At 36.5% G+C, this 24,577-nt stretch carries 24 protein-coding genes, 4 tRNA genes and 1 pseudogene; 20 read left to right on the forward strand and 9 right to left on the reverse strand.

All coding sequences use genetic code 11. The annotated features are described in order from the left end of the window. Positions 1-18: 18 nt before the first annotated feature. From dapB to RHP76_RS21140, 19 genes are all read left to right on the forward strand, one after another. A complete protein-coding gene (gene dapB, locus RHP76_RS21050) occupies positions 19-720 on the forward strand; it encodes a 4-hydroxy-tetrahydrodipicolinate reductase (RefSeq protein WP_062676415.1) in 702 nt (233 codons plus the stop codon). Positions 721-851: 131 nt separating this feature from the next. Continuing rightward, on the forward strand, positions 852-2,507 hold the full coding sequence (lepB, locus tag RHP76_RS21055) for a signal peptidase I (protein WP_311228965.1): 1,656 nt from the start codon (positions 852-854) through the stop codon (positions 2,505-2,507). Then, positions 2,507-3,181: a signal peptidase I gene (gene lepB / locus RHP76_RS21060; RefSeq protein ID WP_183037444.1), complete on the forward strand. Its 675-nt coding sequence runs from the start codon at positions 2,507-2,509 to the stop codon at positions 3,179-3,181. Before lepB (RHP76_RS21055) ends, lepB (RHP76_RS21060) begins: the two co-directional genes overlap by 1 nt. An 11-nt stretch (positions 3,182-3,192) precedes the next feature. Next, positions 3,193-3,810 carry a WbqC family protein gene (locus RHP76_RS21065; protein WP_062676412.1) on the forward strand — a complete coding sequence of 206 codons (618 nt, stop codon included), beginning with the start codon at positions 3,193-3,195 and terminating at the stop codon, positions 3,808-3,810. Between the two features lie 87 nt (positions 3,811-3,897). Then, the gene (locus RHP76_RS21070) at positions 3,898-5,580 is read left to right on the forward strand and encodes a S8 family serine peptidase (protein WP_062676411.1); all 1,683 of its coding nucleotides are present in this window, start codon (positions 3,898-3,900) and stop codon (positions 5,578-5,580) included. A gap of 124 nt (positions 5,581-5,704) precedes the next feature. After that, positions 5,705-6,196: a lipocalin family protein gene (locus RHP76_RS21075; RefSeq protein WP_047433063.1), complete on the forward strand. Its 492-nt coding sequence runs from the start codon at positions 5,705-5,707 to the stop codon at positions 6,194-6,196. Between the two features lie 27 nt (positions 6,197-6,223). Then, the gene (locus tag RHP76_RS21080; RefSeq protein ID WP_062676410.1) at positions 6,224-6,913 is read left to right on the forward strand and encodes a YiaD family glycine zipper/OmpA-like lipoprotein; all 690 of its coding nucleotides are present in this window, start codon (positions 6,224-6,226) and stop codon (positions 6,911-6,913) included. Positions 6,914-7,020: 107 nt separating this feature from the next. Further along, positions 7,021-7,908, forward strand: a complete 888-nt coding sequence (locus RHP76_RS21085; protein ID WP_062676409.1) for a decaprenyl-phosphate phosphoribosyltransferase — start codon at positions 7,021-7,023, stop codon at positions 7,906-7,908. Next, a complete protein-coding gene (locus tag RHP76_RS21090) occupies positions 7,905-9,224 on the forward strand; it encodes an FAD-binding oxidoreductase (protein ID WP_288442049.1) in 1,320 nt (439 codons plus the stop codon). Before RHP76_RS21085 ends, RHP76_RS21090 begins: the two co-directional genes overlap by 4 nt. Next, complete coding sequence (locus tag RHP76_RS21095) at positions 9,224-9,949, forward strand: SDR family NAD(P)-dependent oxidoreductase (RefSeq protein WP_062676407.1); 726 nt, start codon at positions 9,224-9,226, stop codon at positions 9,947-9,949. The genes RHP76_RS21090 and RHP76_RS21095 overlap by 1 nt, the downstream gene beginning before the upstream one ends. A 3-nt stretch (positions 9,950-9,952) precedes the next feature. Beyond that, entirely contained in the window at positions 9,953-10,540 is a 588-nt protein-coding gene (locus RHP76_RS21100; RefSeq protein ID WP_062676406.1) for an HAD-IB family hydrolase, read from the forward strand. A gap of 24 nt (positions 10,541-10,564) precedes the next feature. Beyond that, positions 10,565-11,032, forward strand: a complete 468-nt coding sequence (locus RHP76_RS21105) for a hypothetical protein (protein WP_311228966.1) — start codon at positions 10,565-10,567, stop codon at positions 11,030-11,032. A gap of 2 nt (positions 11,033-11,034) precedes the next feature. After that, positions 11,035-12,210, forward strand: a complete 1,176-nt coding sequence (locus RHP76_RS21110) for a cysteine desulfurase family protein (RefSeq protein ID WP_311228967.1) — start codon at positions 11,035-11,037, stop codon at positions 12,208-12,210. A gap of 83 nt (positions 12,211-12,293) precedes the next feature. Then, entirely contained in the window at positions 12,294-12,611 is a 318-nt protein-coding gene (gene trxA / locus RHP76_RS21115; protein WP_311228968.1) for a thioredoxin, read from the forward strand. Positions 12,612-12,737: 126 nt separating this feature from the next. Further along, positions 12,738-12,811: transfer RNA gene (locus tag RHP76_RS21120), tRNA-Asp, on the forward strand. 32 nt (positions 12,812-12,843) lie between these two features. Continuing rightward, a tRNA-Asp gene (locus tag RHP76_RS21125) sits at positions 12,844-12,917 on the forward strand. Positions 12,918-12,949: 32 nt separating this feature from the next. Beyond that, a tRNA-Asp gene (locus tag RHP76_RS21130) sits at positions 12,950-13,023 on the forward strand. Positions 13,024-13,056: 33 nt separating this feature from the next. Then, positions 13,057-13,130 (forward strand) — tRNA-Asp (locus tag RHP76_RS21135). Between the two features lie 248 nt (positions 13,131-13,378). Next, on the forward strand, positions 13,379-14,590 hold the full coding sequence (locus RHP76_RS21140) for a site-specific integrase (protein ID WP_311228969.1): 1,212 nt from the start codon (positions 13,379-13,381) through the stop codon (positions 14,588-14,590). Positions 14,591-15,155: 565 nt separating this feature from the next. Here the strand turns inward: RHP76_RS21140 and RHP76_RS21145 are convergent. From RHP76_RS21145 to RHP76_RS21160, 5 genes are all read right to left on the reverse strand, one after another. Then, complete coding sequence (locus RHP76_RS21145; protein ID WP_311228970.1) at positions 15,156-15,839, reverse strand: integrase core domain-containing protein; 684 nt, start codon at positions 15,837-15,839, stop codon at positions 15,156-15,158. Further along, positions 15,836-16,051 (reverse strand): helix-turn-helix domain-containing protein, encoded by a 216-nt coding sequence (locus RHP76_RS23475; RefSeq protein ID WP_409193536.1) that lies wholly within the window; start codon positions 16,049-16,051, stop codon positions 15,836-15,838. Before RHP76_RS23475 ends, RHP76_RS21145 begins: the two co-directional genes overlap by 4 nt. 173 nt (positions 16,052-16,224) lie before the next feature. Continuing rightward, positions 16,225-16,737: a transposase gene (locus RHP76_RS21150; RefSeq protein WP_311228971.1), complete on the reverse strand. Its 513-nt coding sequence runs from the start codon at positions 16,735-16,737 to the stop codon at positions 16,225-16,227. 33 nt (positions 16,738-16,770) lie between these two features. Continuing rightward, complete coding sequence (locus tag RHP76_RS21155) at positions 16,771-17,004, reverse strand: transposase (RefSeq protein ID WP_311228972.1); 234 nt, start codon at positions 17,002-17,004, stop codon at positions 16,771-16,773. Between the two features lie 280 nt (positions 17,005-17,284). Continuing rightward, on the reverse strand, positions 17,285-17,389 hold the full coding sequence (locus tag RHP76_RS21160; RefSeq protein WP_311230273.1) for a transposase: 105 nt from the start codon (positions 17,387-17,389) through the stop codon (positions 17,285-17,287). Between the two features lie 406 nt (positions 17,390-17,795). Between RHP76_RS21160 and RHP76_RS21165 the strand changes: the two genes are divergently transcribed. Continuing rightward, positions 17,796-17,945 (forward strand): hypothetical protein, encoded by a 150-nt coding sequence (locus RHP76_RS21165; RefSeq protein ID WP_311228973.1) that lies wholly within the window; start codon positions 17,796-17,798, stop codon positions 17,943-17,945. Between the two features lie 906 nt (positions 17,946-18,851). Here the strand turns inward: RHP76_RS21165 and RHP76_RS21170 are convergent. The 4 genes and pseudogenes from RHP76_RS21170 to RHP76_RS21185 all read right to left on the reverse strand — a co-directional run bounded on the left by RHP76_RS21170 (position 18,852) and on the right by RHP76_RS21185 (position 24,508). Continuing rightward, a complete protein-coding gene (locus tag RHP76_RS21170; RefSeq protein ID WP_311228974.1) occupies positions 18,852-19,958 on the reverse strand; it encodes an efflux RND transporter periplasmic adaptor subunit in 1,107 nt (368 codons plus the stop codon). Positions 19,959-19,981: 23 nt separating this feature from the next. Next, positions 19,982-23,250: pseudogene (locus RHP76_RS21175) on the reverse strand (efflux RND transporter permease subunit). A gap of 33 nt (positions 23,251-23,283) precedes the next feature. Next, positions 23,284-24,120: a TolC family protein gene (locus RHP76_RS21180; protein WP_311228975.1), complete on the reverse strand. Its 837-nt coding sequence runs from the start codon at positions 24,118-24,120 to the stop codon at positions 23,284-23,286. Then, on the reverse strand, positions 24,017-24,508 hold the full coding sequence (locus RHP76_RS21185) for a TolC family protein (RefSeq protein WP_311228976.1): 492 nt from the start codon (positions 24,506-24,508) through the stop codon (positions 24,017-24,019). Before RHP76_RS21185 ends, RHP76_RS21180 begins: the two co-directional genes overlap by 104 nt. Between the last annotated feature and the right edge of the window lie 69 nt (positions 24,509-24,577).

Genomic DNA, 24,577 nt, shown 5'->3' on the forward strand with positions numbered 1-24,577 from the left:
AAAAAATAAAAAGATTATATGAAAATAGCATTAGTCGGTTACGGTAAAATGGGTAAGATCATTGATGAGATCGCACAGAAGAGAGGTCATGAAGTAGTTGCCCGTCTGAAGGAAACCCCAACTGCTGAGAATCTTAATAATCCGGATGTTGTGATTGAATTTTCACTGCCGGAAGTAGCATTTGAAAACATCAAAGCTTGTCTTGAAAATAAAATTCCGGTGATCTGCGGAACAACAGGATGGCTTGATCAAAAAGCTGAAATTGAAAAATTAGCGATAGATAATGATACTGCTTTCCTATATGGTTCTAACTTTAGTTTAGGCGTGAATTTATTCTTTGCTCTCAACGAAAAGCTTGCGGACCTGATGAAGAACGTAGATGAATACTCTTGCCAGCTGGAAGAAATTCACCACATCCACAAGAAAGATGCTCCAAGTGGAACAGCCATTTCCATAGCAGAAGGAATCATTCAAAACAACCCGAAATTCGATGCATGGAAACTGGAAGAAACAGAAGGCAAGCAGCTGGGAATTTTTGCGGTACGCGAAGACGAAGTTCCTGGAACACACAGCGTATATTATAGAAGCGAAGTAGACGAAATCGAGATCAAGCATACCGCTTTCAACAGAAACGGTTTTGCGCTGGGAGCGGTAGTCGCTGCCGAGTGGATTAAAGATAAAAAAGGAAACTTCGCAATGAAAGACGTTTTGGGGCTTTAATTTGTAACAAATTCTGTAAATTGCAGACCAATAAGCAGAAAATGATGAATAGTGAATTGTAACAGCGGACTGCTTTTATCATTTATTACTCATCATTTATCTTTATATCATAAGAATAGGCACAAAAATTTATGAATTATTTTTTAACTTATACAGTATATGTCATCATACTATCCGTGTTGATGGGGATTTCATCTTGGAAACTGTTCAAAAAAATGGGATATAGCCCTTTATTTGCTTTTATCCCTTTCTACAACTATTTCATTATTCTTAAAGAAACAAAACATCCGAAATGGTGGGCAATCCTTTCTTATCTCCCGATAGTAGGACCAATCATGATGTCGGTTTTCCACCTTTACTTAGTGAAGAAGTTCGGCAAAACACTTTTCAAAGATCAGATTCTTACCGTGATTCTGCCGTTTATTTATATGGCGGTCATCAACTATTCTAAAGATGTAGAGTTAGAAGATGAAAATACAAACGATCTGTTTCTTACAGATGAAGAGAAAAATGATAAGAAGAAAGATACATTCATTGGTTCTATTACCTTTGCCGTAGTCTTTGCTACCATTATTCACGTTTTTGTAACACAGCCTTTCGGGATTCCTACAGGATCTATGGAAAGAACTTTATTGGTAGGTGACTTCCTTTTCGTAAACAAATGGAGTTATGGTTACAGGCTTCCAATGCGTCCGGTAGCAATACCTTTCCTTCAGGGAACTATTATGGATACAGGCCAGAAAGGAAATCCTAAAGATGATCCTAAATCTTACGTAGATGCAGTGAAGCTTCCTTATACAAGAATTTTACAATTCAATAAACCACAGAAAAATGATGTAGTTGTTTTCAACTATCCTCAGGATTCAGTACATACTGCTATTGACAGAAAAGACCCTTACGTAAAAAGATGTGTGGCTACAGCAGGAGATACTTTTGAAATGAGAGCCGGAAGACTTTTCGTTAACGGAAAGCCGGAGACTGTTTTGGGAGATCAGGAAGTACAGCATGCATATGTTGTTAATACTAAAGAACAATTAGATATTCCTACGTTATATAAAGGTTATGGTTTTTTACCTGTAAATGAGGAACAAACAAACAGTGGTTTTAGATATACTTTCCAAGGATTAACTAATAAAATTGCTAAAGACATTAAAGAATTACCAAGTGTAATTGATATGCAAGAAAGCATTTTGCCTAAAGGAACGGCTGCTGTCCAATATAAATTGAATTCAGATAGAACAGCATATACAAAAAGTATAGATACTGCACAATCTATATTTCCAGTTAATAAAGCTTGGAATCCTGATTGGTATGGTCCTGTTAGAATTCCTAAAAAAGGAGATGTAGTAGTGATCAATCAGGAAACACTGCCAATGTACCAGTGGATTATTTCTGAATATGAACACAACAGCTTGGAGAAAAAGAACGGAAAGATCTTCATTAATGGTAAGGAAGCGAATCAGTATACTATTCAGCAGGATTATTATATGATGATTGGTGACAACCGTGATGCTTCATTAGATGCAAGATTCTTTGGTTTCGTTCCGGAAGAAAATATTGTTGGAAAACCAATGTTTACATGGATGAGTCTTCAGGGTGCATTCTCGGACAGCAGCTCTACTTATCAGGCACCATTTAAAATCCGTTGGGAAAGAATGTTCAAAGCTACCAATACAGGAGAAGCCAATAAAACTTCTTACTGGTGGATTGCAGCGATGATCCTGATTTTATTCTTCGGATGGGAGTATTTTATGAAATTATTTGGAAAGAAAAAAACTGAAGAATAGTGTTTAAAAGTAAAATATTTAATAGAGTCCTTTTAACAGGCAGCTTTATTGTAACTCTTTTTATTATTGCAAAACTCTCCGGGGTTTTGCAATATGCTTTTGTACCAGAGGCAGGAAATGAACCAACTATTAAAAGAAAGTCGTTTATTTTCATGACTAATATCTTACCTTATGAAAGATTTAAAATGATTGCTTATAATCAAAATAATTTAGATTACCCTGCTGGAGTCTATGTACAAAGATTGATAGGGGTGGGAAATGATAAGATTTTGATTAAGAATGGAAAATTATATGTTAATGATACTTTGATAGATCAATTCAATGTTAAACATTCTTATAAAATTGACAGAGGTTATGCAAACGATTTGATCTATAAAGGAGTTGAAGATAATGAGATTATTCAAATTGATGATGATTATTTTATAACTCAATTAAGTGAAAAGGAGCTTAATAATAACTTTTTTCACGAAAGATTTATAAACCCTAATACAGACGAGGATATTTACAAAGTTTATTCTAAAGATTGGAGTGCCGATAACTTTGGACCAATAGTTGTTCCAAAAGGAAAATTATTTTTCTTAGGAGATAGTAGAAATGGAAGCTTAGACTCACGTTATCTAGGCTTTGTTGATGAGAATGAAACGATTGGAAGAGTATTTTATCCTAAAAACTAGATTTTATTATTATGCAAAATATTTTATTGCCGGCATTTTATATGCCCCCAATCTCATGGTTCTCAGTGTTTTTGAATCCTGAGAATGAAATTGTATTTGAACAGTTTGAAAACTTTCCGAAGCAGACGTATAGAAACAGAGCCAATATTTATGGTGCCAACGGAAAATTATCATTAATAATTCCCATCAATCATAACGGGAAAAGAGAATTCAAAGATGTTGAAATTTCTTACCGCGAAGACTGGAGAACGCTTCATTGGAAATCCATTAAGACCGCATATCAAAGCTCTCCTTATTTTGAGTATTATGAAGATAAGTTCAGAAAAATATTTGACCTTAAAGAAAAGTTCCTTCTGGATTTTAACCTTAAAGGGATAGAAGTGATCCAACAGATACTGAAAACAGAAAAGGCACACTCTTTGAATGAAGAATATATCAAAAATCCGGAGAGTATTAATTTCAGAGAAAAGTTTTCGGCAAAGCTTCCTTCAGAATTTCAGATGGAAGAATATTACCAGACATTTTCTGATAAATTAGGATTTTTGGAAGATCTTTCGGTTCTTGACCTTATTTGTAATAAAGGCCCGGAATCATTGGTGTATATAAAAAATATAAAACAATCATATTAGCATACAATCGCTTTTGATGAAATTTTCAGGATAGAAAACATGAAGGTGGCGATTGGAATATGTCTTTAAAAAATTAAATATCAACATATGAAAAAGGTATTATTAGCTGCAGTTTTTTTAGCAGGTTTTAGTTTCTCTTTTGCACAGGAATCTAAAGCTAAAAGTATTGATCCCAACGAAGATAAAGATCTGATGACATGGTATCATAAAGATTTTGCAACTTCGAAAGTATATGGAGTAAATACAGCAAATGCTTATAAATACTTGGAATCTAAAGGGCTGAAGCCGAAAACCGTAGTGGTGGGAGTGTTAGACAGCGGAGTACAGGTAGATCACCCCGGATTGGTAAAGAACCTATGGTCAAACCCTAATGAAGTTCCCGGAAATGGTAAAGATGATGATGGAAACGGATATATTGATGATGTACACGGATGGAATTTCATAGGAGGTAAAAACGGTGATATTGATATCGATAATATGGAAGTAACAAGAGTTGTTGCCAAATATAAGCCTATTTTCGAAGGAGATGATTCCACAAAAAATAAAGCCAACCAGGCTAAAATGAAGGATGAGTTTGAGATGTACATGAAAGCCAAAGATATGTTCAATAAAAAAAGTGTTGAGGCAAAACAAAACTTCCAGACCTATTCAATGTTGAACGAGCTGATTCCTAATATGGTAAAGCTGTTAGGAGGTAAGCCTGTAACCGCTGAAACTATTGCTGCAATCAAAGCTCCAACGGATCAGAGAGACGCGATTGCCCTGGATTTTTTAGGCCAGATTTCACAAAGCCCGGAATTCAAAGGAAAATCAGCAGCTGAATTTGAAAAAAAGATGAAGGACGAAATGAAAGAAGCTATCGATCATTTTGCTCCTGCGGCAAAACAATATGACCTTTCATACGATCCGAGAAAAGAAATTGTAGGGGACAACTATGATGACTATTCTGAAAAAATCTACGGAAATAATCATTATGAAGGACCGGATGCAGAACATGGAACCCATGTAGCAGGTATTATTGCAGGGCTTCCACAAGGAAAAGAAGTTCAGTACGGAGTCGCTTCCAAAGTAGCGAAGATCATGTCTGTAAGAACAGTTCCTAATGGTGATGAAAGAGATAAAGACGTTGCGAATGCTATCAGATATGCAGTAGATAACGGTGCGAAAGTATTAAATATGAGCTTTGGAAAACCTGTTTCTCCTGGTAAAAATGTAGTTTGGGACGCTTTTAAATATGCTGAAGATAAAGGAGTTCTTTTAGTAAAGGCTGCAGGTAACGAAAATGAAGATGTAGCAGAACATCTGGCATATCCTACCAACTTTAAAAATGTTACAGACGAAAAACCGTTTGTAAGCAACGTTCTTGTAGTGGGGGCAAGTACTAATAAAAACAATGCCCTGAGAGCGGATTTTTCTAATTACAATAAAAAGATGGTAAACGTTTTTGCCCCGGGAGAAGAAATCTATTCTACCGTTCCTAAAAACGAATATAAATACCTTCAGGGGACTTCTATGGCATCGCCTGTCGTTGCAGGAGGAGCAGCTGTTTTACTGGCTTATATGCCTGATCTGAAACCTTACCAGATTATCGAAGCCCTTGTGAAAAGCAGCAATCCAAGTACAGCAGATGGGTTTGGAGACCAATCTCAGGCTGGTGGAGTTATCGACCTTAAAAAAGCAGCAGAATATGCATATACGAATTTCTACAAAGGGAAACCTTCAGGCACTGCCAAGCCTTCGAAATCCGTAAAAAAGGCTGTTAAAAAATAATTTATCTCCCTCTGTTTAAGGAGAAACCATAAAGAGTCCGAATTTTTTCGGACTTTTTATTTTTTATTTTAAATTTTGGCACGGTTTTTTGTAACTTTATAGTAACAAAATAATAAACAACAAAATGAAAAAGTTACTACTTGCAGGGATGTTGGGAACATCACTTTTTGCAGTTTCGTGTTCCTCTGTTAACAAAGCAGCTACATCTCAAAATCAAAGAGCCGACTTCCTTAAAATGAAAGGAGACTGGCAGATTGTGAGCATAGATTATGATAAAGGTTATAAAATTAAACCTTTTGACGAAGGTGCAGACGCACAGTGCTTCGTAGGAAGTCACTGGAGATTGATTCCTAATAACTGGACAGGAGCGTATACTTTAAACGGTGGTGGAGATTGCCCGGCAATTACACAGCCTATCAAATTTGAAGTAAAAGGCGGTAATACGTTTATGTTTAAAAAAATTGCTTCAGGTACAAAAGCAAAACAGAATACAGCTGGTTACAGCCTTACCATGATCAATCAGAGTACAGATCAGTTTTCACTGGAGCAGGATGTTCCTTTTGAAGGAGGTAATGTAAAAGTAGTTTACAACTTCCAGAGAACAGGAATGAAATAATTTATCAACATAAAAGATCAAAAAAAAATGAAATTTACAAAAACATACGTAGGAGCCCTTTTCTTGTCATCAGCATTATTATTGACAAGCTGTGAAGCGGTTCAGAATTCAAATCATCAACAAAGAGGTACAGCAGTAGGTGTTGCTTCAGGAGCAGTACTTGGAGGTATCCTTGGTAACAATGTAGGTAAAGGTGGAAATGGAGCTATCGGAGCTGTATTAGGAGGTATTATCGGTGGTGTTGCAGGTAACGTTATCGGTAACAAAATGGATAAGCAGGCTAAAGATATTAAAGAAACTTTACCAGGAGCTCAGGTAGAAAGGGTAGGAGATGGTATTAAAGTAACCATGAATGAAAGTATTGTTAACTTTGCATTTGATTCTTCAAACCTTACTTCTGTAGCACAGACAAACCTTGATAAATTAGCAGAAGTATTGGCTAATAACCCAGATACCAATATCAATATCTATGGTCACACAGACAGCAAAGGTTCTGATGATTATAACCTTAAACTTTCTCAAAGAAGAGCAGACGCTGTGAAAGCATATTTATCCGGAAAAGGAATTGCATCAAGCAGAATGTTTACAAAAGGTGAAGGTGAAGCAATGCCTGTAGCAAGTAATGATACCGATGAAGGAAGAGCTAAAAACAGAAGAGTGGAGTTTGCTATTACTGCCAATGAAAAAATGATTAACGATGCCAAGCAAGGGCAATAGTTAATTTAATATATAAATATTTTCGTAAAAGACCGCCCCGGCGGTTTTTTTTGTATTTTTATGCTAGAAATTTTGAATTTATTATTTTTGTATTTGAAATAACATAAATGAAGAAATATTTAAAACTGCTCCGTGTGGAGCAATGGGTGAAAAACCTTTTTGTATTTGTCCCTCTGTTCTTTTCAGGTAATATTACCAATATAGATCTGCTTCTCAAAAGCATTTTTGCATTTGTTATATTTTCACTTGCAGCAAGTGTTGTCTACATCCTGAATGATTACAATGATATTGAAGCAGACAGAAAGCACCCGGAAAAAAGAAGAAGACCATTAGCGAGTGGAGCTATTTCAAAATCAAAAGCGATAGGAATTCTTATAGGCTTGGTCATTACAGATATTGCTCTTGTATTTTTTACACAGATCTATTTCCACGAGTATCTTTGGAAATTTGCGACCATTGTAGGATTCTATGTGATGATGAATCTTGCCTATACTTTCAGGTTGAAGCATGTTCCTATTATTGATATCTTTATTATTGCCATAGGGTTTGTACTGCGTGTACTGGCTGGAGGTTATATCACCGGAATCAGTATATCACAATGGGCGATTCTCCTGACGTTTGTATTGGCTTTGGTACTGGCTATAGGAAAAAGAAGGGGTGAGCTTATCAATGCCCAGGTTTCAGGAAAAACAAGAAAAGCACTGGATGGCTATAACGTGCAGTTTGCAGATATTGCTTTATCCATTTCTATTACTCTGGCTATTGTCTGCTATCTGATGTTTACACTCTCTCCGGAAGTTCAGGCAAGGTTTCACGAAAGAGTTTTTTATACTGTGATTTTTGTGGTATTCGCGTTGCTAAGATATCTTCAGCAGACACTGGTTTATAACAGAACGGAATCTCCTACAAAAATTGTTTACAGAGACCGCTATATACAGGTTACTTTATTACTTTGGGTAGTGGCATTTTTAATTCAAATTTATTTTAAGAAATGAAACCGAATTTCATACAGAAAGTTACAAACTGGGGAAATTTCCCAATAGTGGAGAAGGAGATGAGATCTGAGGACAGTTTCGGAAGAATAAAAGAATTTGTACTCAGTCACAACGAGGTTATTGCGAGAGGAAACGGGAGATGCTATGGCGATGCTTCGTTGGGAGAATCTATATTTTCAACTAAAAAATTAAATAAATTCATCAATTTTGACCGTTTGAACGGGATCATAGAATGTGAATCCGGAGTGTTGCTTTCAGATGTACTGGAAATAGCAGTTCCACAGGGATACTTTTTATACGTTACTCCAGGGACAAAATTTGTATCAGTAGGAGGAGCTATCGCTTCCGATGTTCATGGAAAAAACCATCATGCAGAAGGATGTTTTTCCGAATATGTGATCGAGTTTAAGCTAATGACTGAGAAAGGTGAAATTATTACCTGTTCCAGAGAAGAGAACTCAGAGAAGTTCTGGGCTACCATCGGTGGAATGGGACTTACAGGAATTATTCTTACCGCAAAATTTAAACTTAAAAATATAGAGTCCGCATACATCCGTCAGGAAAGTATAAAAGCAGACAATCTTGATGAGATATTTAAGCTGTTCGATGAAAGTGAAAACTGGACCTACACTGTTGCATGGATTGATTGTCTTCAGAAAGGAAAAAATATCGGAAGAAGTATTCTCATGAGAGGAGAGCATGCATTTCAGCATGAGCTTCCCCAAAGTTTTTCCAAAACGCCTTTACGGTTAAAGAAAAAACTGCAGCCTACAGTTCCTTTTTATTTTCCGGGATTTGTACTGAATGTCCTTACCGTAAAAATATTCAACTGGTTGTACTATAAAAAACAGTCTAAAAAAGAAGTGAAAAACTTTATCGACTATGAGACGTTTTTCTATCCTTTGGATGCGATCACAGATTGGAATAAGATTTATGGAAAGTCCGGTTTTATACAGTATCAGATGGTCATTCCTAAAGAGACTGGAAAAGAAGGAATGAAAAGAATCCTTGAAACGATTGCCAAAAGCGGAAACGGATCATTCCTGGCAGTTTTAAAACTTTTTGGAAAGAACAATCCGCAGGCTTACAACTCATTCCCTGTGGAAGGGTATACATTGGCTCTTGATTTTAAAGTTAATTCAAAACTGAAAAAACTGGTAGATCAGCTGGATGCGATTGTTCAGGAGTTCGGGGGAAGAATCTATCTTACCAAAGACAGCATGAGCAGATCATCACTTACCAGTTACCTGAAAAATATTCAAAATCCTAAATTTGTGTCTTTACAGCACAAAAGAATCATAAATAACAATTCATAATGATAGTTCTGGGAAGTACATCTGAAGTGGCACAGGCTTTTGTGGAAAAAGCACTTCAGGAAGGAGAAAAGTTTGAAAAAATCTATCTTTTCACCTCAAATAAAGAAACTACAGAGCGTTTTGCGAGACACATTGATGTAAAGTTTCTGCAGCAGGCGGAAGTCATTGAACTGGATCTTACAAAAGAAATTGATTACAATAGATTTGATTATATCAATTCAAATGTATTATTTTGTGCCGTAGGATATTTAGGGGAAGGAACCGAGGAAGGATTGTATGATAACAGAAATACAGAACGTATCATTGATATCAATTATTCAAAACTGGTTCCTGTGATGAATTATTTTGCCCATAAGTTTGAAAGCAGAAGATCAGGAACGATTATCGGGCTTTCATCTGTGGCAGGAGACCGGGGAAGGCAGAGTAATTTTATCTATGGAAGTGCAAAAGCAGCTTTTACTGCTTATCTGAGTGGTTTGAGAAACTATCTTTTTGATAAAAAAGTACACGTTCTTACTATAAAACCAGGGTTTATGGAAACTAAGATGACAGAAGGTCTGCCTTTAAATCCGAAACTGACAGCCACTCCCAAACAGGCTGCTTCCTGTATTTACAAAGCCTTCAAAAAGCAGAGGAATGTGGCATATGTTTTGCCGGTTTGGAGTATTATTATGATGATTATCAGGAATATCCCTGAGTTTATATTCAAGAAATTAAAGCTTTAAAAAATGAAAAAATTGTATTGTTTTGATTTTGACGGAACCCTTACGTATAAAGATACTATGTTTATGTATCTTAAATTTTACGATTCTACAAAATATCGTATACAATTTTTAAGACATGTACCTCTTTTTATCCTGCTGAAGCTGAAACTGGCTGAAACAGAAAAAGTGAAAAAAAGCTTTATCGGTTCTATTTTAAAAGGACAGACCCAGGATAAAATAGAGCAAAAGTCTAAACAATTTTTTGAACAGCATTATCCTAAAATAGTGAGGGAAAATGCATTAGACTTTATAAAAAATATCGATAGGAATAATACACAGAGTTTATTGGTAACCGCTTCATTAGATATCTGGGTGAAACCTTTCGCTGATGAACTGAAAATGGAGCTTGTTTCTACGCGGGCAGAGTTTAAGAACGGAGTTTTCACAGGAAATTTTGTCGGAAAAAACTGTAACGGGAAAGAAAAACTGGTAAGAATTAAAGAGGAAATCAACGATTCTAAATACGATAAAATTATTGCATTTGGTGATACTTCAGGAGATCGGCCAATGTTGAAATGGGCAAATGAGGGACATTACCAATTTTTTCACTAATTTTGGGAGATAAAATTGTAAAAAATGAAAAGCCTGTTAATCGCATGTACAGCAATTTTCATGAGCTGTGCAAGCACTTCATCTCAGAAGTCTTCTCCTGGACAGGGAAATGCTGAACTTATTATCTCTGAATCCCAGGGAGGGGCAGATACTCCTGGCTTTAGAATTATTAAGGAAGAAAAGGATTTCCGCAATATTATCAGTGGAAGTTTTGGTATCTCAGAAATAGGAAAAGAATCTTATATCAAATATCCGCAGTTTCCAAAAAATAAAAAAGTCGTTTTATACAATTTGGGAACCTTCAGATCTGGTAGCCACAAAATTGAGGAGATTAAAAGTATATCTGTGAAAAATCAGATTCTGTATGTAGAAGTTCCGGCTGGCGAACCTTCCGGTGGAATGGAAATTCAGGTGATCTCAAGCCCTTGGTTTATATTTACTGTTCCCACAGATTACAAATTTACCTCTGTAGAATTAAAATATTCAAAATAATAATGGATAAAGTATATTTAGATAATGCCGCAACCACTCCGCTTGCAGAAGAAGTTATAGATGCAATGGTGGGCACAATGAAAATGAATTTCGGAAACCCGTCTTCCACACACAGTTTTGGTCAGGAAGCAAAAATCCTTATTGAAAATGTAAGACGACAGGTTGCAGACTATCTTCATGTAACTCCTGCTGAAATCATTTTCACTTCCTGTGGTACCGAATCAAACAATATGATCATTAAATCCTCGGTAGAACACCTTGGAGTAGAAAGAATCATAAGCTCTCCCTTGGAACATAAATGCGTTTCTGAAAGTATTCTGGATATGAAAAGCAGAAAAGGAGTAGAAGTAAACTATATCCGCCCGAATGAAAAAGGAGATATTGATCTTGCTAAATTGGAAGAACTTTTAAAAGCTTCAGATAAAAAAACATTGGTAAGCTTAATGCATGCCAACAACGAAATTGGGAATATCATCAACCTTAAACAGGTTGCCCAGCTGTGCAAAGAACATCATGCACTTTTCCACTCAGATACGGTACAGACAATGGCTCATATGAACCTTGACTTCTCTGATATTCCTGTGGATTTTGCATCCTGCAGTGCCCATAAATTTCATGGGCCAAAAGGAGCTGGATTTGCGTTTATCAGAAAAGCAACAGGTTTAAAAGGAATTATTACCGGAGGACCTCAGGAAAGAAGCCTTAGGGCGGGAACTGAAAATGTTTGTGGTATCGTAGGATTAGGAAAAGCATTAGAACTTTCTCTGAATCATATGGAGGAATATACCAACCAGATGCAGAGTATAAAGGATTATGCAATTGAAAGACTTTCTGCTGAAATAGAAGGAATTAAATTCAATGGAAGAAGTGCTGAAAAGGACAACAGTCTTTATACAGTTTTAAGTGCTTTATTACCTTATAAAAATCCACTCATAGGACTTCAATTAGATATGAAAGGGATTGCCATCTCTCAAGGAAGTGCATGCTCATCAGGAGCTTCAAAACCTTCAATGGTCATGATGATGGTGCTTTCTGAGGATGAAATGGATCACTGTACTCCATTACGTATCTCGTTCAGCCATATGACGACCAAAGCGGAGATTGATAAATTGGTCAATGCATTAAAGGAAATTTCAAGCGATTACACTATAGAAAAAACTAATGTTGAGCATAGATAGGCTTGTGCTCTAAAAAGCGTAATTTTGAATATCCAATAAAGGATTAAAAGAAAATAATATTAATTAAAATAAAAGAAACAAAAATGGCTTTAGAAATTACAGACAGCTCATTTCAGGATACGGTTTTAAAATCAAAAAAACCGGTATTAGTAGACTTCTGGGCAGTATGGTGCGGACCTTGTAGAACTTTAGGACCAATCATCGAAGAAGTAGCATCAGATTTTGAAGGTAAAGCAGTAGTTGGAAAAGTAGATGTAGACAACAACCAGGAGATTTCTATGCAGTATGGTATCAGAAATATTCCTACTGTTCTTATTTTTAAGAATGGAGAAGTAGTAGACAAATTAGTAGGTGTAGCTCCAAAAGAGGTAATTGCTGAAAAATTAAGTGCTCACTTATAAAAAAAATAAGTTTGATAATGAACGCCTTCCAGTATTGGGAGGCATTTTTTTTAAAATAATTTGCAGGTAACAAAAAAAGTTGTAATTTTGCAACCACGAAAAAGAAACGACGTTCTTTAAAATAATGATCCGGTAGTTCAGCTGGTTAGAATGCCGCCCTGTCACGGCGGAGGTCGCGGGTTCGAGTCCCGTCCGGATCGCAGAAGTTTTCTCAATTTACTTTAAAAAAATTGATCCGGTAGTTCAGCTGGTTAGAATGCCGCCCTGTCACGGCGGAGGTCGCGGGTTCGAGTCCCGTCCGGATCGCAGAAGTTTTCTCAATTTCTTTTTAAAAAATTGATCCGGTAGTTCAGCTGGTTAGAATGCCGCCCTGTCACGGCGGAGGTCGCGGGTTCGAGTCCCGTCCGGATCGCAGAAGTTTTATCAATTTCTTTTTAAAAAAATTGATCCGGTAGTTCAGCTGGTTAGAATGCCGCCCTGTCACGGCGGAGGTCGCGGGTTCGAGTCCCGTCCGGATCGCAACTATTAAATCAAAATAGTACAAAATGCTGTAAAATAGATGTTTTACAGTATTTTTTGTTTTGTGCCTGTTCCAAATGAAGCTAAAAAACCACAATCTGAAAGTGCCCTATTCAGTGACCTGTTGAAAAGGTTGAAAAAGGTCACTGAAAAGTAATAAAAAGCCTGTTCATGGGCTTGTTCAGAAATTGAACATCTTGTGGGAAGTTTTTAATGATTTTAATTTGAAATTTTTAAAAACGACATATATGAATAAGACATTCAACCTGCTTTTTTATCTCAAAAAAGCTAAAATCAACACCCAGGGAGAGGCACCCATCTACATGAGATTAACCATCGATGGTAAAATCTCCGAGATTAGTACAAAACGCAACGTATTGCCCTCAAAATGGAACTCCCCGGCTCAAAGTGTAAAAGGGTCTTCAGAAGAATGTAAATCGCTTAATTTTTATCTTAAAACATTTGAGCAGAAAGTGTATGATACATATCATACACTAATAAGAGAAAGTAAACCGATAAGTTGTGAAATTCTTAAGAACAGGCTATTGGGCAGGGATCAAAAAAATCGAATGCTGATCCCAATATTTCAGGATCATAACGACAGGATGGAGAAGTTAGTAGGAAAGGAGTACGCTAAGGGAACCTTAACCCGTTATAAAACCTGCCTAAGCCATGCCAAAGAATTTTTGCAGTGGAAATATGCTATTTCTGACATTGATATTAGGAAAATTAATTATACCTTTCTCAATGATTTTGAATTTTTTCTACGAACTGAAAAACTTTGTAGTAATAATACAGCAGTAAAGTATATTATAAACTTTGGAAAGATCATTAGAATCTGCTTGAAACATGATTGGTTGGTAAAAGATCCCTTTATATATTATGATTCAAAATTTGATGAAGTAACAAGAGTATTTCTTAATGAGCAGGAGCTGAAAAGGCTTTTAACCAAGGACTTCAAAAATGAGAGATTATCATTGGTCAGAGATATCTTTTTATTCAGTTGCTATACGGGGTTGGGATATATTGATACTCGAAAATTAACTACCAATAACATCAATATTGGATTAGATGGAACTCGATGGATTTTTACTAAACGACAAAAAACGAGAATTACTTCTAACATCCCATTGCTTGCTCAGGCCGAATGTATCATTGAAAAATATAAGAACCATCCAACCTGTATAAATAGTGGAAGATTACTTCCTATTCTCAGCAATCAAAAAATGAATGCCTATTTGAAAGAAATTGTTGATCTGTGTGATATTAACAAAGAATTAACCTATCATATAGCCCGTCATACATTTGCCACTACAGTTACCTTATCAAATGGAGTTTCCATAGAGAGTGTGAGTAAAATGCTCGGTCACAAAAATATAAGGACAACCCAGCATTATGCCAAGATTCTGGATAGTAAAGTGAGTGAAGATATGATTTCTTTAAAACAAAAATTCCTTTAAGATTGTTTAGCTTCTCTTTTGTTAGCTTACCAGTTAAACTAAATGAAAGGATGAAAAAAATTAATATTATTTTTTAGTGTATTTTACTCTTGGTTGTCACAGGAGACTAATCTTAAAGTCTTTACATCAAAAAGCAATATGAGAAAGCATTAAACTCGCCATATATTATTATCCAGTAGCGGGTACATTCTTTATTGGCAAAGATACGCAGCAGTGATGAAAAATTCTTAGTAAAATTTGGCTTAGGAAATACAAAAAAAGGCAAAAAGAACATGTGTTTATTTGATTAAGAATTATACAAATATAGTATTGAAAATGAGCTATTGAAATTCGGACTAGTTACAGGTCTGGTCCTAAAGATGGTCGGAAGAAAATTTCCGACCATTTTATGTGTGCTATAACAATAGATTCGCTACAAATTAAGAGAGGGTTTTCCTAGCCATAAAAGATACCGGAAATAAAAAGAGGAGACCTTTTGGGTCTCCCTTTCCGTATATCTCTAATAGCCAATACTTTATCTGACAGTTAGGGTTTAAAAATAATTGTCAGTTATCCAATATTTTCCTTACTTCCAAAAGTAAGGATTTTTTGCTCCCCAGCAGAGCCTACTTCCTGTATAATTTCTGGGCAATATTTCTTCATTTGAGTCCCAAAATTTAGCAGTAACATCAGGCTGAATCGGGATAAGATGTTCCGAAGACTGTAATTTTTCCCAAGGCGTTTTTCCATTCAAAGAAGAGTGTGGTCTTTTCTTATTGTAAAACTTCTGCCATTCAATAGCTAAAGTATTTAAATTACGATCTGGATCAGATAAATCCACTACTGGCCAGAATTCGGATTTGTCAGTCTGTTGGGTTCTTTCTACTTTACCATTTAAATGAGTGGATCTGGGCTTTATTGGTCTGTATTTGATAAAATGTTCATGCAGCTCATATTGGAAGGAGTAATTAAAAAATTCCGTACCCCAATCGGTTTGAATATGCTGTATAGGAAAATAGAATAAGTCCAAAATTTCACCTAAAAAATGTATTGTACTTTCTGCTTTTTTATTAGGGTAAACTCTAATAACTTTCATTCTTGTGCAGTCATCAATAGCTGTAAATTGATAAGCCTTACTCCTGATTTTAGTAACATCCAGCTGAACTCTATCCCCTGGAACTTCTTTGCTGTATCTTTTGTAATCAGATTTTTTACGTCTTTTTACTAGAGGATTAACTTTGTGTTTAAAGATTACCCGCCAAGCAGTCATTGCAGATAATGAAGTTCCCGTTCTGAGTAGATGGGTTGAGATTCTTGCAGCTCCCCATCTTTTTTTTCTCTTAAATCGAGGATAATAGATTCAGTTTCTTTTGTAACCTTAGTATTGGTAGGGGTTTTAGGACGTCTTGACTTATCTGACAGTCCTTGTTCTCCTTCTTCTTTATACCTTTTTATCCATCGGTGAAGTGTTGATCTTGCAATTCCACAACGTAAAGCTGGACCCCGATTCTAAATAGATTTTAAGCCAATCTTTGCGAGCCTTTATTTGCTGTTGCTGTTTATTCATGTATAAAATTATTAAACTTTACACCATAAATTTAAGTCATTTTTGTAGCGGATCTATTGATACTTTACATTTTATGTTTTAAACCTGTTTAAACTTTTATTTTTCTGAGAAACAAAATAGAAAAGGCCAAATAATGCAAGCTCACCCATGTAATATTTAAAGTTTCAAACCTTACTAATACTGCTTTGAAGCTATCCAGCCATGCATTTGCTTTTTCTATTTTGAATCTTCTTTTATACAGTTCGGAATCAAAATATTTTTCATGTTCTGTATTTCCATTCCGTGGATTCTCTTTAATATTGGCAATCATTTCTTTTTTCTCCAGAATATCTCTGCATTTTTTACCGTCGAAACCTGAATCTGCATTCAGGAACAATCCCTTACACTCTATATCAGCTTCATCCAAAAAAACAAAAATCTCCTCTAAAGTTTCTTCAATCTGGTAAAGGTCATGATGTTTTCCGCTCACTGGCTTTCCCATTGAAAGTATTTGTCCCTGATTATCACAAAAAAAGATACAATTACTGGTCTTTGATGATTTTCTTCCCTGATAACCTACTGATTCGACACCAGTTTTACTTCGCATATGACTTCCGTCCATCTGAACACAGGAAAGATCTAAATTTCTTCTATTCTATTTAAGAAGGAAAATCCAAATTCGTTTGAAAGAACCATCTTTACTCCATTTCTTAAAATAATAATAAATCAGTTGCCAACTGATTCCCTGATTTGAAAAGTACACTTTAATACTCAGCTCGCGCCATTGGCAGTCTGTTTTTAACCGCTTAATAATGAGTTGAAAGATTTTTCCTAAATCAAATCTTGTTGAAATCCACGTTTCCCCCTGCTCAGATGAGGAATTATCCATTTTTCCAGTTTATCTTTGCTTATGAGTTCCAGATTTTAGTTCTTTTAAGTTGCAATCCAAAATTGCTAATTTTCTGGATACTCTTTCTGTAAAAAAGTTTAAACAGGTTTTTTAAAAACTTTATCAGGATCACCCCCTGCGCCTGCTATAAGTATTGAAATAGCAAGATTTCTAATTTCCATTGTAAATCTTCTTTTGGCAGTTTTATATGCTATATTATTCGTTTTTTTCTAGATAAGCAAAAGCATTGCTGTAATAAGAGTAATATAAATCACTACCTCTATACCTTTTTGTTGATTGAAACCAGATGACCTACACGAAGCTCCTCTTTTAAGAATCTGAAAAACACTTCTATCTCCCATCTTTTACGATAATACTCTGCCAGATCTTTGGTCGAAAGATCAAAATCGTTTTTTGGACAGTAAACCTATTATAAAAGAGAAATTAAGCTGAAGCAAGAGTTTCATCGCCTAAATTATAAAGGTGCTTCAAAAGCAAACACCCCACCATAAACCGAATCGGATGGCTCGGATTGCCTACTTTCTAATACAATGGCGAAAATTCTTTTTAGAAATAGCTCCGATCAATTTTTTCTGAAAGCAAAACAAGTTCATGTTTATTATCAAGAAAATCCACCAACATCGGGCGGAACAGTTCTGACTGTTTTTATGGACTTTCCGCCAATATATGTGCAAGGTTTTAAAGACTTAAGATACAAAATCTTGCAAATAAAAATAAATAAAATAGTCTGTAATGTATTAATAATCAAATCGGTAAATGGATTTTGAGGAATGACTAAATATTATTGGGATGTGCTTCAGTATAAAGCCTGTAAAATGGTTAAAGGTATTGAAGAAAAATATTATCAGTTCAGTCGTGAATTTCAGGAAGCCTGTGATAAGGCTGTTGAAGACTGTCCTTATTTTGCTTATGGTTACTAGGAAAAATCTATAGTCTATTTAAAAAGTGAGGATTTTCTCAACTGGAAAATTCTAACAGTATAAAAACGAAGATAATCTTCACTATAGGGGCTAGTATAGATTTCAGTTCTTTACTGATTATAAATGGGCGATCGCCGATTTTATGAGCTGGAACCTTGGTAAAGTATATAGGGTATTCTACCAAAGGGGATTATCAGCTGCAAATAGCAAAAGAGACCTGTTACATTGCAATGAGGAAAAAGAAAGAGCCATTGAGATCATGAAACATCAACTTCTCAGAAAGATTATCCTCCAGTTTGGTTTGATATTGTTAAGCGTTACTTATTTCGAATTAAATGATTATTCTAATTCGATGACAGTCTTCAAAGCCAGTTGAGATAAATTCGTTTGCCGAAAATTAGGATAGGAATCAGTGGTTATCAGATAAGCTCTTTTAGGTTTTATCAGTATATTATTAGCTTTTAAAATCCTGAAAAGTTTATCCTGTACTTCAACCTGCTCAATGAGGGTTGAAGTACAGGATAAAGTTTCCCCGTTCTCAGACTAGGTATTATCTCCTTAAGCCTTTGAATTTTTGTTCTGGAGTTTGCATATATTTACTTTGCGAATGGTTATCTATATTAAATTACCATATTATTTTCTCCATCATTCGGGTATAATCCCGTGATCGTAGATATCATACTTCCGCATTGCAGTAAGGTTACTAACCAAGCCATTTTCAACTTCTTGTAATACTACCCGCTTAAAGGATAAATTGTAATCCTTTTGATTCCGTTTTACATACTGATTTTTAATTTGTTTCGTAACACTAATTGAATTGTGTAAGGTTATTTTAGGACAAGACATATCTTCTATGGCTAGGAAAACCCTCTCTTAATTTGTAGCGAATCTATTGTGATAGAAAAATTATCTTTGGAGTTTAACTCTGATATGTTCACCATCACGGATTTCTTCTGATGCATTCTTAACAATTACATCGTTTGGTGATATATGTCCGATAATTGTTGTAGTCTCACCATTTGCAATCCCTATTGTCACAGGAACCCAATGAACCGTATTTTTTTCAACTTTAATTACAAATACACCCAGAGTAGAATTGAGTACAGCAGAAGTGGGAACAGACAATGACTTACTGTTTGCACTTAAAGGAAGAATGACATTGGCAACCATTCCCGGTAAAAGTCTTTTATCTTTGTTGTAAACATCCATCTCTACCCATTGAGAGCGTAATTTGTTGTCTAAAGCTGTTGCGAATCTTGAGATTTTTGCTGTGAAAGTCTCTCCTGGAATAGATTGAATAGAGAATTTAATATCACTGTTTTTATTCAACAGTCCGGTATAAGACTCTGGAACATTAACAACCAAACGTAATTTGTTCTGCTGTACAAGATTGAACATCGGAAGGTCAGAACCTTTTCCCGATGGTCCTACATAAGCACCTGCGCTTACATTTCTCGTGGCAATATTCCCGCTGAACGGAGCTCTGATCTGTAAATAGTTTTTAACATCTGCTACTTCACGATAGGATGCTTTGGCCGCTTCCAATTGAGCCAGATCAGATTTTTGCGTTGCTAAAGCCTGCTCCAGATCAAGAGCCGAAATGGTTCCGGGGGTTTTACTAGTTTCTTTTAAACGGTCATATTTCGCTTTACTGGCAATGTATAAGGCTTCTTTTGATTTTAAAGTTGATGCTGCTGCGCTCTGCTGGGAGCTGATCTCAGGAGCTTCTAATGTAGCTAGTAATTGACCTACCTTTACTTCGTTTCCAACATCCACATATAACTTTTTAACAAAACTGCTTACCTTGGCATACACATCCACTTTCTGATAAGGCTGTAATTCTCCAGGAATAACAGTAGATGAGGCAAAGTCTTCCTGTTTAGGATGTACAGTTTCGGTTTCTGGTGAAGCAGTTTCTATTATTTTTTTTACTTCCTTCTTTTCCTCATTAGTGCAACTTTGAAGGCTGAAAATAAGTATTGCCGGAATTAAATATTTATATAATTTATTCATCTTTTATTTTTAATAGCTTAAAGTTATTTTACAATTTCAGACATAAAATGAATACTTTCTTCATCTTCAGGATCAAGAGAAACACTTTGAGTAGTAGCTTTCCCTTGTCCCCATGCAAATGCCAGCGGAATGATAAAAAGCACGGCAAATGTAGACGCAACCAAACCACCGATTACAGCTCTTCCCAACGGTGAAACCTGATCTCCGGCCTCTCCCAATCCTAATGCCATAGGAATCATTCCTACAACCATTGCCAAAGCGGTCATTACGATAGGTCTTAGTCTCAGGGCGGCAGCTTCTCTTGCGGAAAGTAAAGCATTTCCATTATGTTTTCTTAATTGTTCTGCGTTGGTGATTAACAGCACGGCATTTGAAATTGAAACCCCTACAGACATAATGATTCCCATATAGGATTGAAGGTTTAATGTAGATCCGCTGATGATCAATAATGCTAGAGATCCTACAAGAACTGCCGGTGCAGTTACCAATACTACCCCTGAAACTTTGAAGGACTGAAAGTTAGCCGCCAGCATTAGGAATATCACAACAATAGCAATGACCAGGCTGCTTTGTAAGCTGCTCAGTGTCTCATTTAACGTCTTGCTTAAACCAATCAGCTGTATATTGAGTCCTCTTGGAAGCTCTCCCATGTTAGCAATCACTTTTTGAACATCTTTTGAAGCAGTTCCTAAATCGGTATGGTTAAGGTTGGCTGTAACAGTAAGTGTTGGCATTGCTCCCAGGTTGTTAGTTTCCCCGTATGTGAAACTGTTTTTAATCGTTGCTATATCACCCAGATTCGGTCTGTTTGAATTTTTCTGTAATGGAATTCTTGCAATTTCTTGTTTGCTGTTCATTTTGTTCTCCGGAATCTGAACCTGTACGTTATAACTGTAGTCTGCTTTTTCATCCGTCCAGATATTCTTTTCTGTAAATCTTGATGATGAAGTAGAGGCTACCAATGAACGTGAAACATCTGACATATCCACACCCAGCTGAGCTGCACGAACGCGGTCTACATTGATGTCAAGTGCAGGATATTTTATAGACTGCCCTATCTGAACATCTCTTAAATAGTGGATTTTCTTAAGTTCGGTTTCTATTTTTTTAGCATAAGCCTCGTTCACACTTTTATCCCTTCCTGATAACCTTACTTCAATGGGAGTAGGAGATCCCTGGCTAAGAATTTTTTCTGTCAGTTCAATGGGTTCAAAAGATAATTTCATGTCAGGATTAATGCTTTTGGCTTTTTCTCTGATTTTATCTTTTAAATCATCCATATTGGTATGATAGTCTTCATTTAGTCCCACCTGTAAAACGGTTTCGTGTGAGCCTGCCATCCAAAGATAAATAGGGCTTACGGAAAAAAGAGTGGGATGGGTACCTACATATGCAGATGTAATTGAAACATTGTCTTTTCCGACAATTTCTTTAATAGTATCTAATAATTTTAATGTCTGCAGCTCAGTTTTTTCAATTCTCGTTCCGTCCGGAATACGCATTCTTACCTGAAACTGACTTCCGTTTACCTGAGGTAAAACATCCCGTCCGACACTGTTTAAGAATAAGGCTATCATTATCATCATCAGGATAATATAGGCAGAAACCAATATTTTTCTGTAAGGCATCATTCTATCTAAAAACTTCAGGTAACGGAATCGGATTTTTTCAAACATACTTACTTTCCCGTCACGGTTGCTGTCTTCGTTTTGCAATAAGATTTCTTTCTGGCTCCATGTATCATTCTCATCGCTTGATCCTGCTTGCTGCAGTTCTTCAGAGTCTGTCAGAACATGGCCGTCTTTTGCTTTGTGGTGTTTCACTTTCATGATCCAGTTAGCCATTACAGGAACAAAAGTCTGTGCAAGGAAGTAAGAAACAATCATACTGAAACCGATGGCCAATGCAAGAGGGAGGAATAATGATCCCGGAATTCCACCCATTGTAAATGCAGGAGCAAAAACAGCCAGAATGCAGAATAGAATCAACAGTTTAGGAAAAGCAATTTCTTTACAGGCATCCCAGACGGCAAGAGATTTAGGTTTCCCCATATCCAGATGCTGGTGAATATTTTCTATGGTAACAGTACTTTCATCAACGAGAATTCCAATGGCAAGGGCAAGCCCGCTTAAAGTCATGATATTAATAGTCTGGCCGAAAAGGTTTAAAAATAAAACGGCTGAAATAATAGAGGTCGGAATCGTAAGAATTACGATCAATGCACCTCTGATATCTCCAAGGAATAATATAACCATCAATCCGGTGAGAATGGCTCCGATGGTTCCTTCACTCAATAAACTCTTAACAGAATTGATGACATAGGTAGACTGGTCAAATTCAAAGCTGACCTTTACATCATCAGGAAGGTTAGACTGAATTTGTGGCAACTGTTTTTTCAGATTCTGAACTACATCCCAGGTAGAGGCATCGGCACTTTTAGCAATGCTCAGATACACCGAGCGGCGTCCGTTTACCAGAGCATAACCAGAAGTCATATCTGCCCCGTCGGTTACTGTTGCAACATCTCTTAAGTATAGATTCTGAACACTACCTTTATAGAGAGGTATATTTTCAAAATCTTTTACATTTTTAATCATCGTATTGGTAGGGGTGATATAGTATTTATCACCTATTCTAACGTTTCCTGACGGCGCGGTCTGATTGTTCAGCCTCAGTGCTTCTACGAGCTGATCTGACGTCATATTATGTTGACGAAGCAAGTCCGGATTGGCATTAATCACTACTGTCCGGACATTTCCCCGAAAGGAGGTGATGAAACAATTCCCGGAATTGAAGTAAATGTGGAACGAACATAAACGTTGGCGAGATCAAGCAGTTCATTGTTTGATCTTTTATCACTGCTTAGAACAAGCTGTCCGACCGGAAGTGTGGATGCATCAAAGCGAATGATAAAAGGAGGATTTGATCCGGGAGGAAAAGCGGCCTGAATTCTTGTGGAAAATGAATTCAATTCTGCCGCCGCCTGAGCCATATCGGTTCCAGGGTAGAAATTAATTTTCATTAACGTCAGTCCCTGAATATTTTTGGTTTCAATACTTTTGATTCCGTTGACAAATAGGAAAATGTTAATATATTGTTTGGCAAAAAATGCTTCCATCTGCTGAGGAGTATATCCGCTGAAAGGGTGGGAAACATAGATTACCGGTAAATCCAGTTTTGGAAAGATATCGACTGTAATAGAGTTCACGGACCGGATTCCAAAGAAAAACAGACCGGCAACAATCACTAAAATCGTAATGGGTTTTCTTAATGCGAATCTTATTAAGTTCATTGAGATACTATTGATTATAATTGATGTTAAATCTTACAGTTCATTTTCAAACACAGAGAAATCTCCCATAGCTGCTGCTTTTAGCAGTAAGGCATTCCATACATTGCTGATGGCGATATCCCTGTCGGTTTCTGCTCTTATCAGAGCGTAAATAGCCTGGGACAGATCCACAAGATCAGTCAGTCCGTTTTTATATAGAACAGACCTTTGGATATAGGCGTCATTGGCAGATTTGAGCTGAACCGGAACCTGATCATAAATTCGAAGGGCATTTTGCCACTTGTTATCGGATAAATCCAGCTGGGCTTTTAACTGTTGTTCTGCGAGGTCATATTCATGTTTCAAACCCTGGCTTACATAATCCTGAGCGCTTATTTCCTTTGAGAGCCTGTAGGTTTGTGTAAAATTCCAGGAAACGCCAATTCCAAAGAGGTAGTTGCTTCTTGTAGGGTGAACCCCGTCCCAGTAGGAAGAGGAATAATCATTCTGGTTTTGTGCATAGTTGCTTCCGAATCCTGAGCCTCTCGTCTGAAAGATCCCTACCATGGAGAATGACGGATAATACTGTGTCTTTAGAAACTGTTTTTCCTGCTCGCTTACATCAATTCTGCTTTTGTATAAAGCCAATAATGGATGACTGTCTAGAGAGGAACTCTTTTCTGTAGGGAAACTTGCCGGAATTCTTTTCAGTAAAGTACTGTCCAGTACAAATTCCTGAGCGGGAACTCCCAATAGCTGGGCAAGTTTATTTTCCTGCTCCTGTTCGTTATCTTTTGCTTTGGTGTAAGTGATCACTGTATTGGCGTAATCCGCTTTTGCAAGTGATAAATCTACTCCGGGAACGAGCCCGTTTTTTTTCTTTAACCTCAACGATTCTTCTGATGGTATCAGTTCTTCCGAGATTCCGGGCGTAAGAAAGTTTTAATTTTTTTGCAGCTAAAACATTCAGGTAAGCGGCGGTTACTTTTATTTTGTGCTGAAAGATTTCATCAGATAAATCTTTGGCATCCCTCTGGTTTTTAGTTTCTGCAACTTTCACTCTTTGTCTGGCTTTTCCGAAAGCGAAAAATTCCCAGTTGACATTAGCCAGGTACAAAGCTCCGAAAGAAGCATTCCAGTTTTGATCAGGGAGGGGAAGTCCGGATGAAGCTACTCCGTAGCCTCCGAATCCATACAGTGGACCGTTTTGTCCGTTGACGGTTCCATAATCCTGCTGCAGGCTGATATTCAGGTTAGGCAGATATTGCCGTTTTGCCAACTCTATCGATTCCTGCGATGATAACCGGTAAGATTCTTTGGCTTTAATGGTTCCTTAATTATGAACAGC

The organism is Chryseobacterium sp. SG20098 (genome assembly GCF_031844745.1).
Taxonomy (GTDB): Bacteria; Bacteroidota; Bacteroidia; order Flavobacteriales; family Weeksellaceae; genus Chryseobacterium; species Chryseobacterium cucumeris.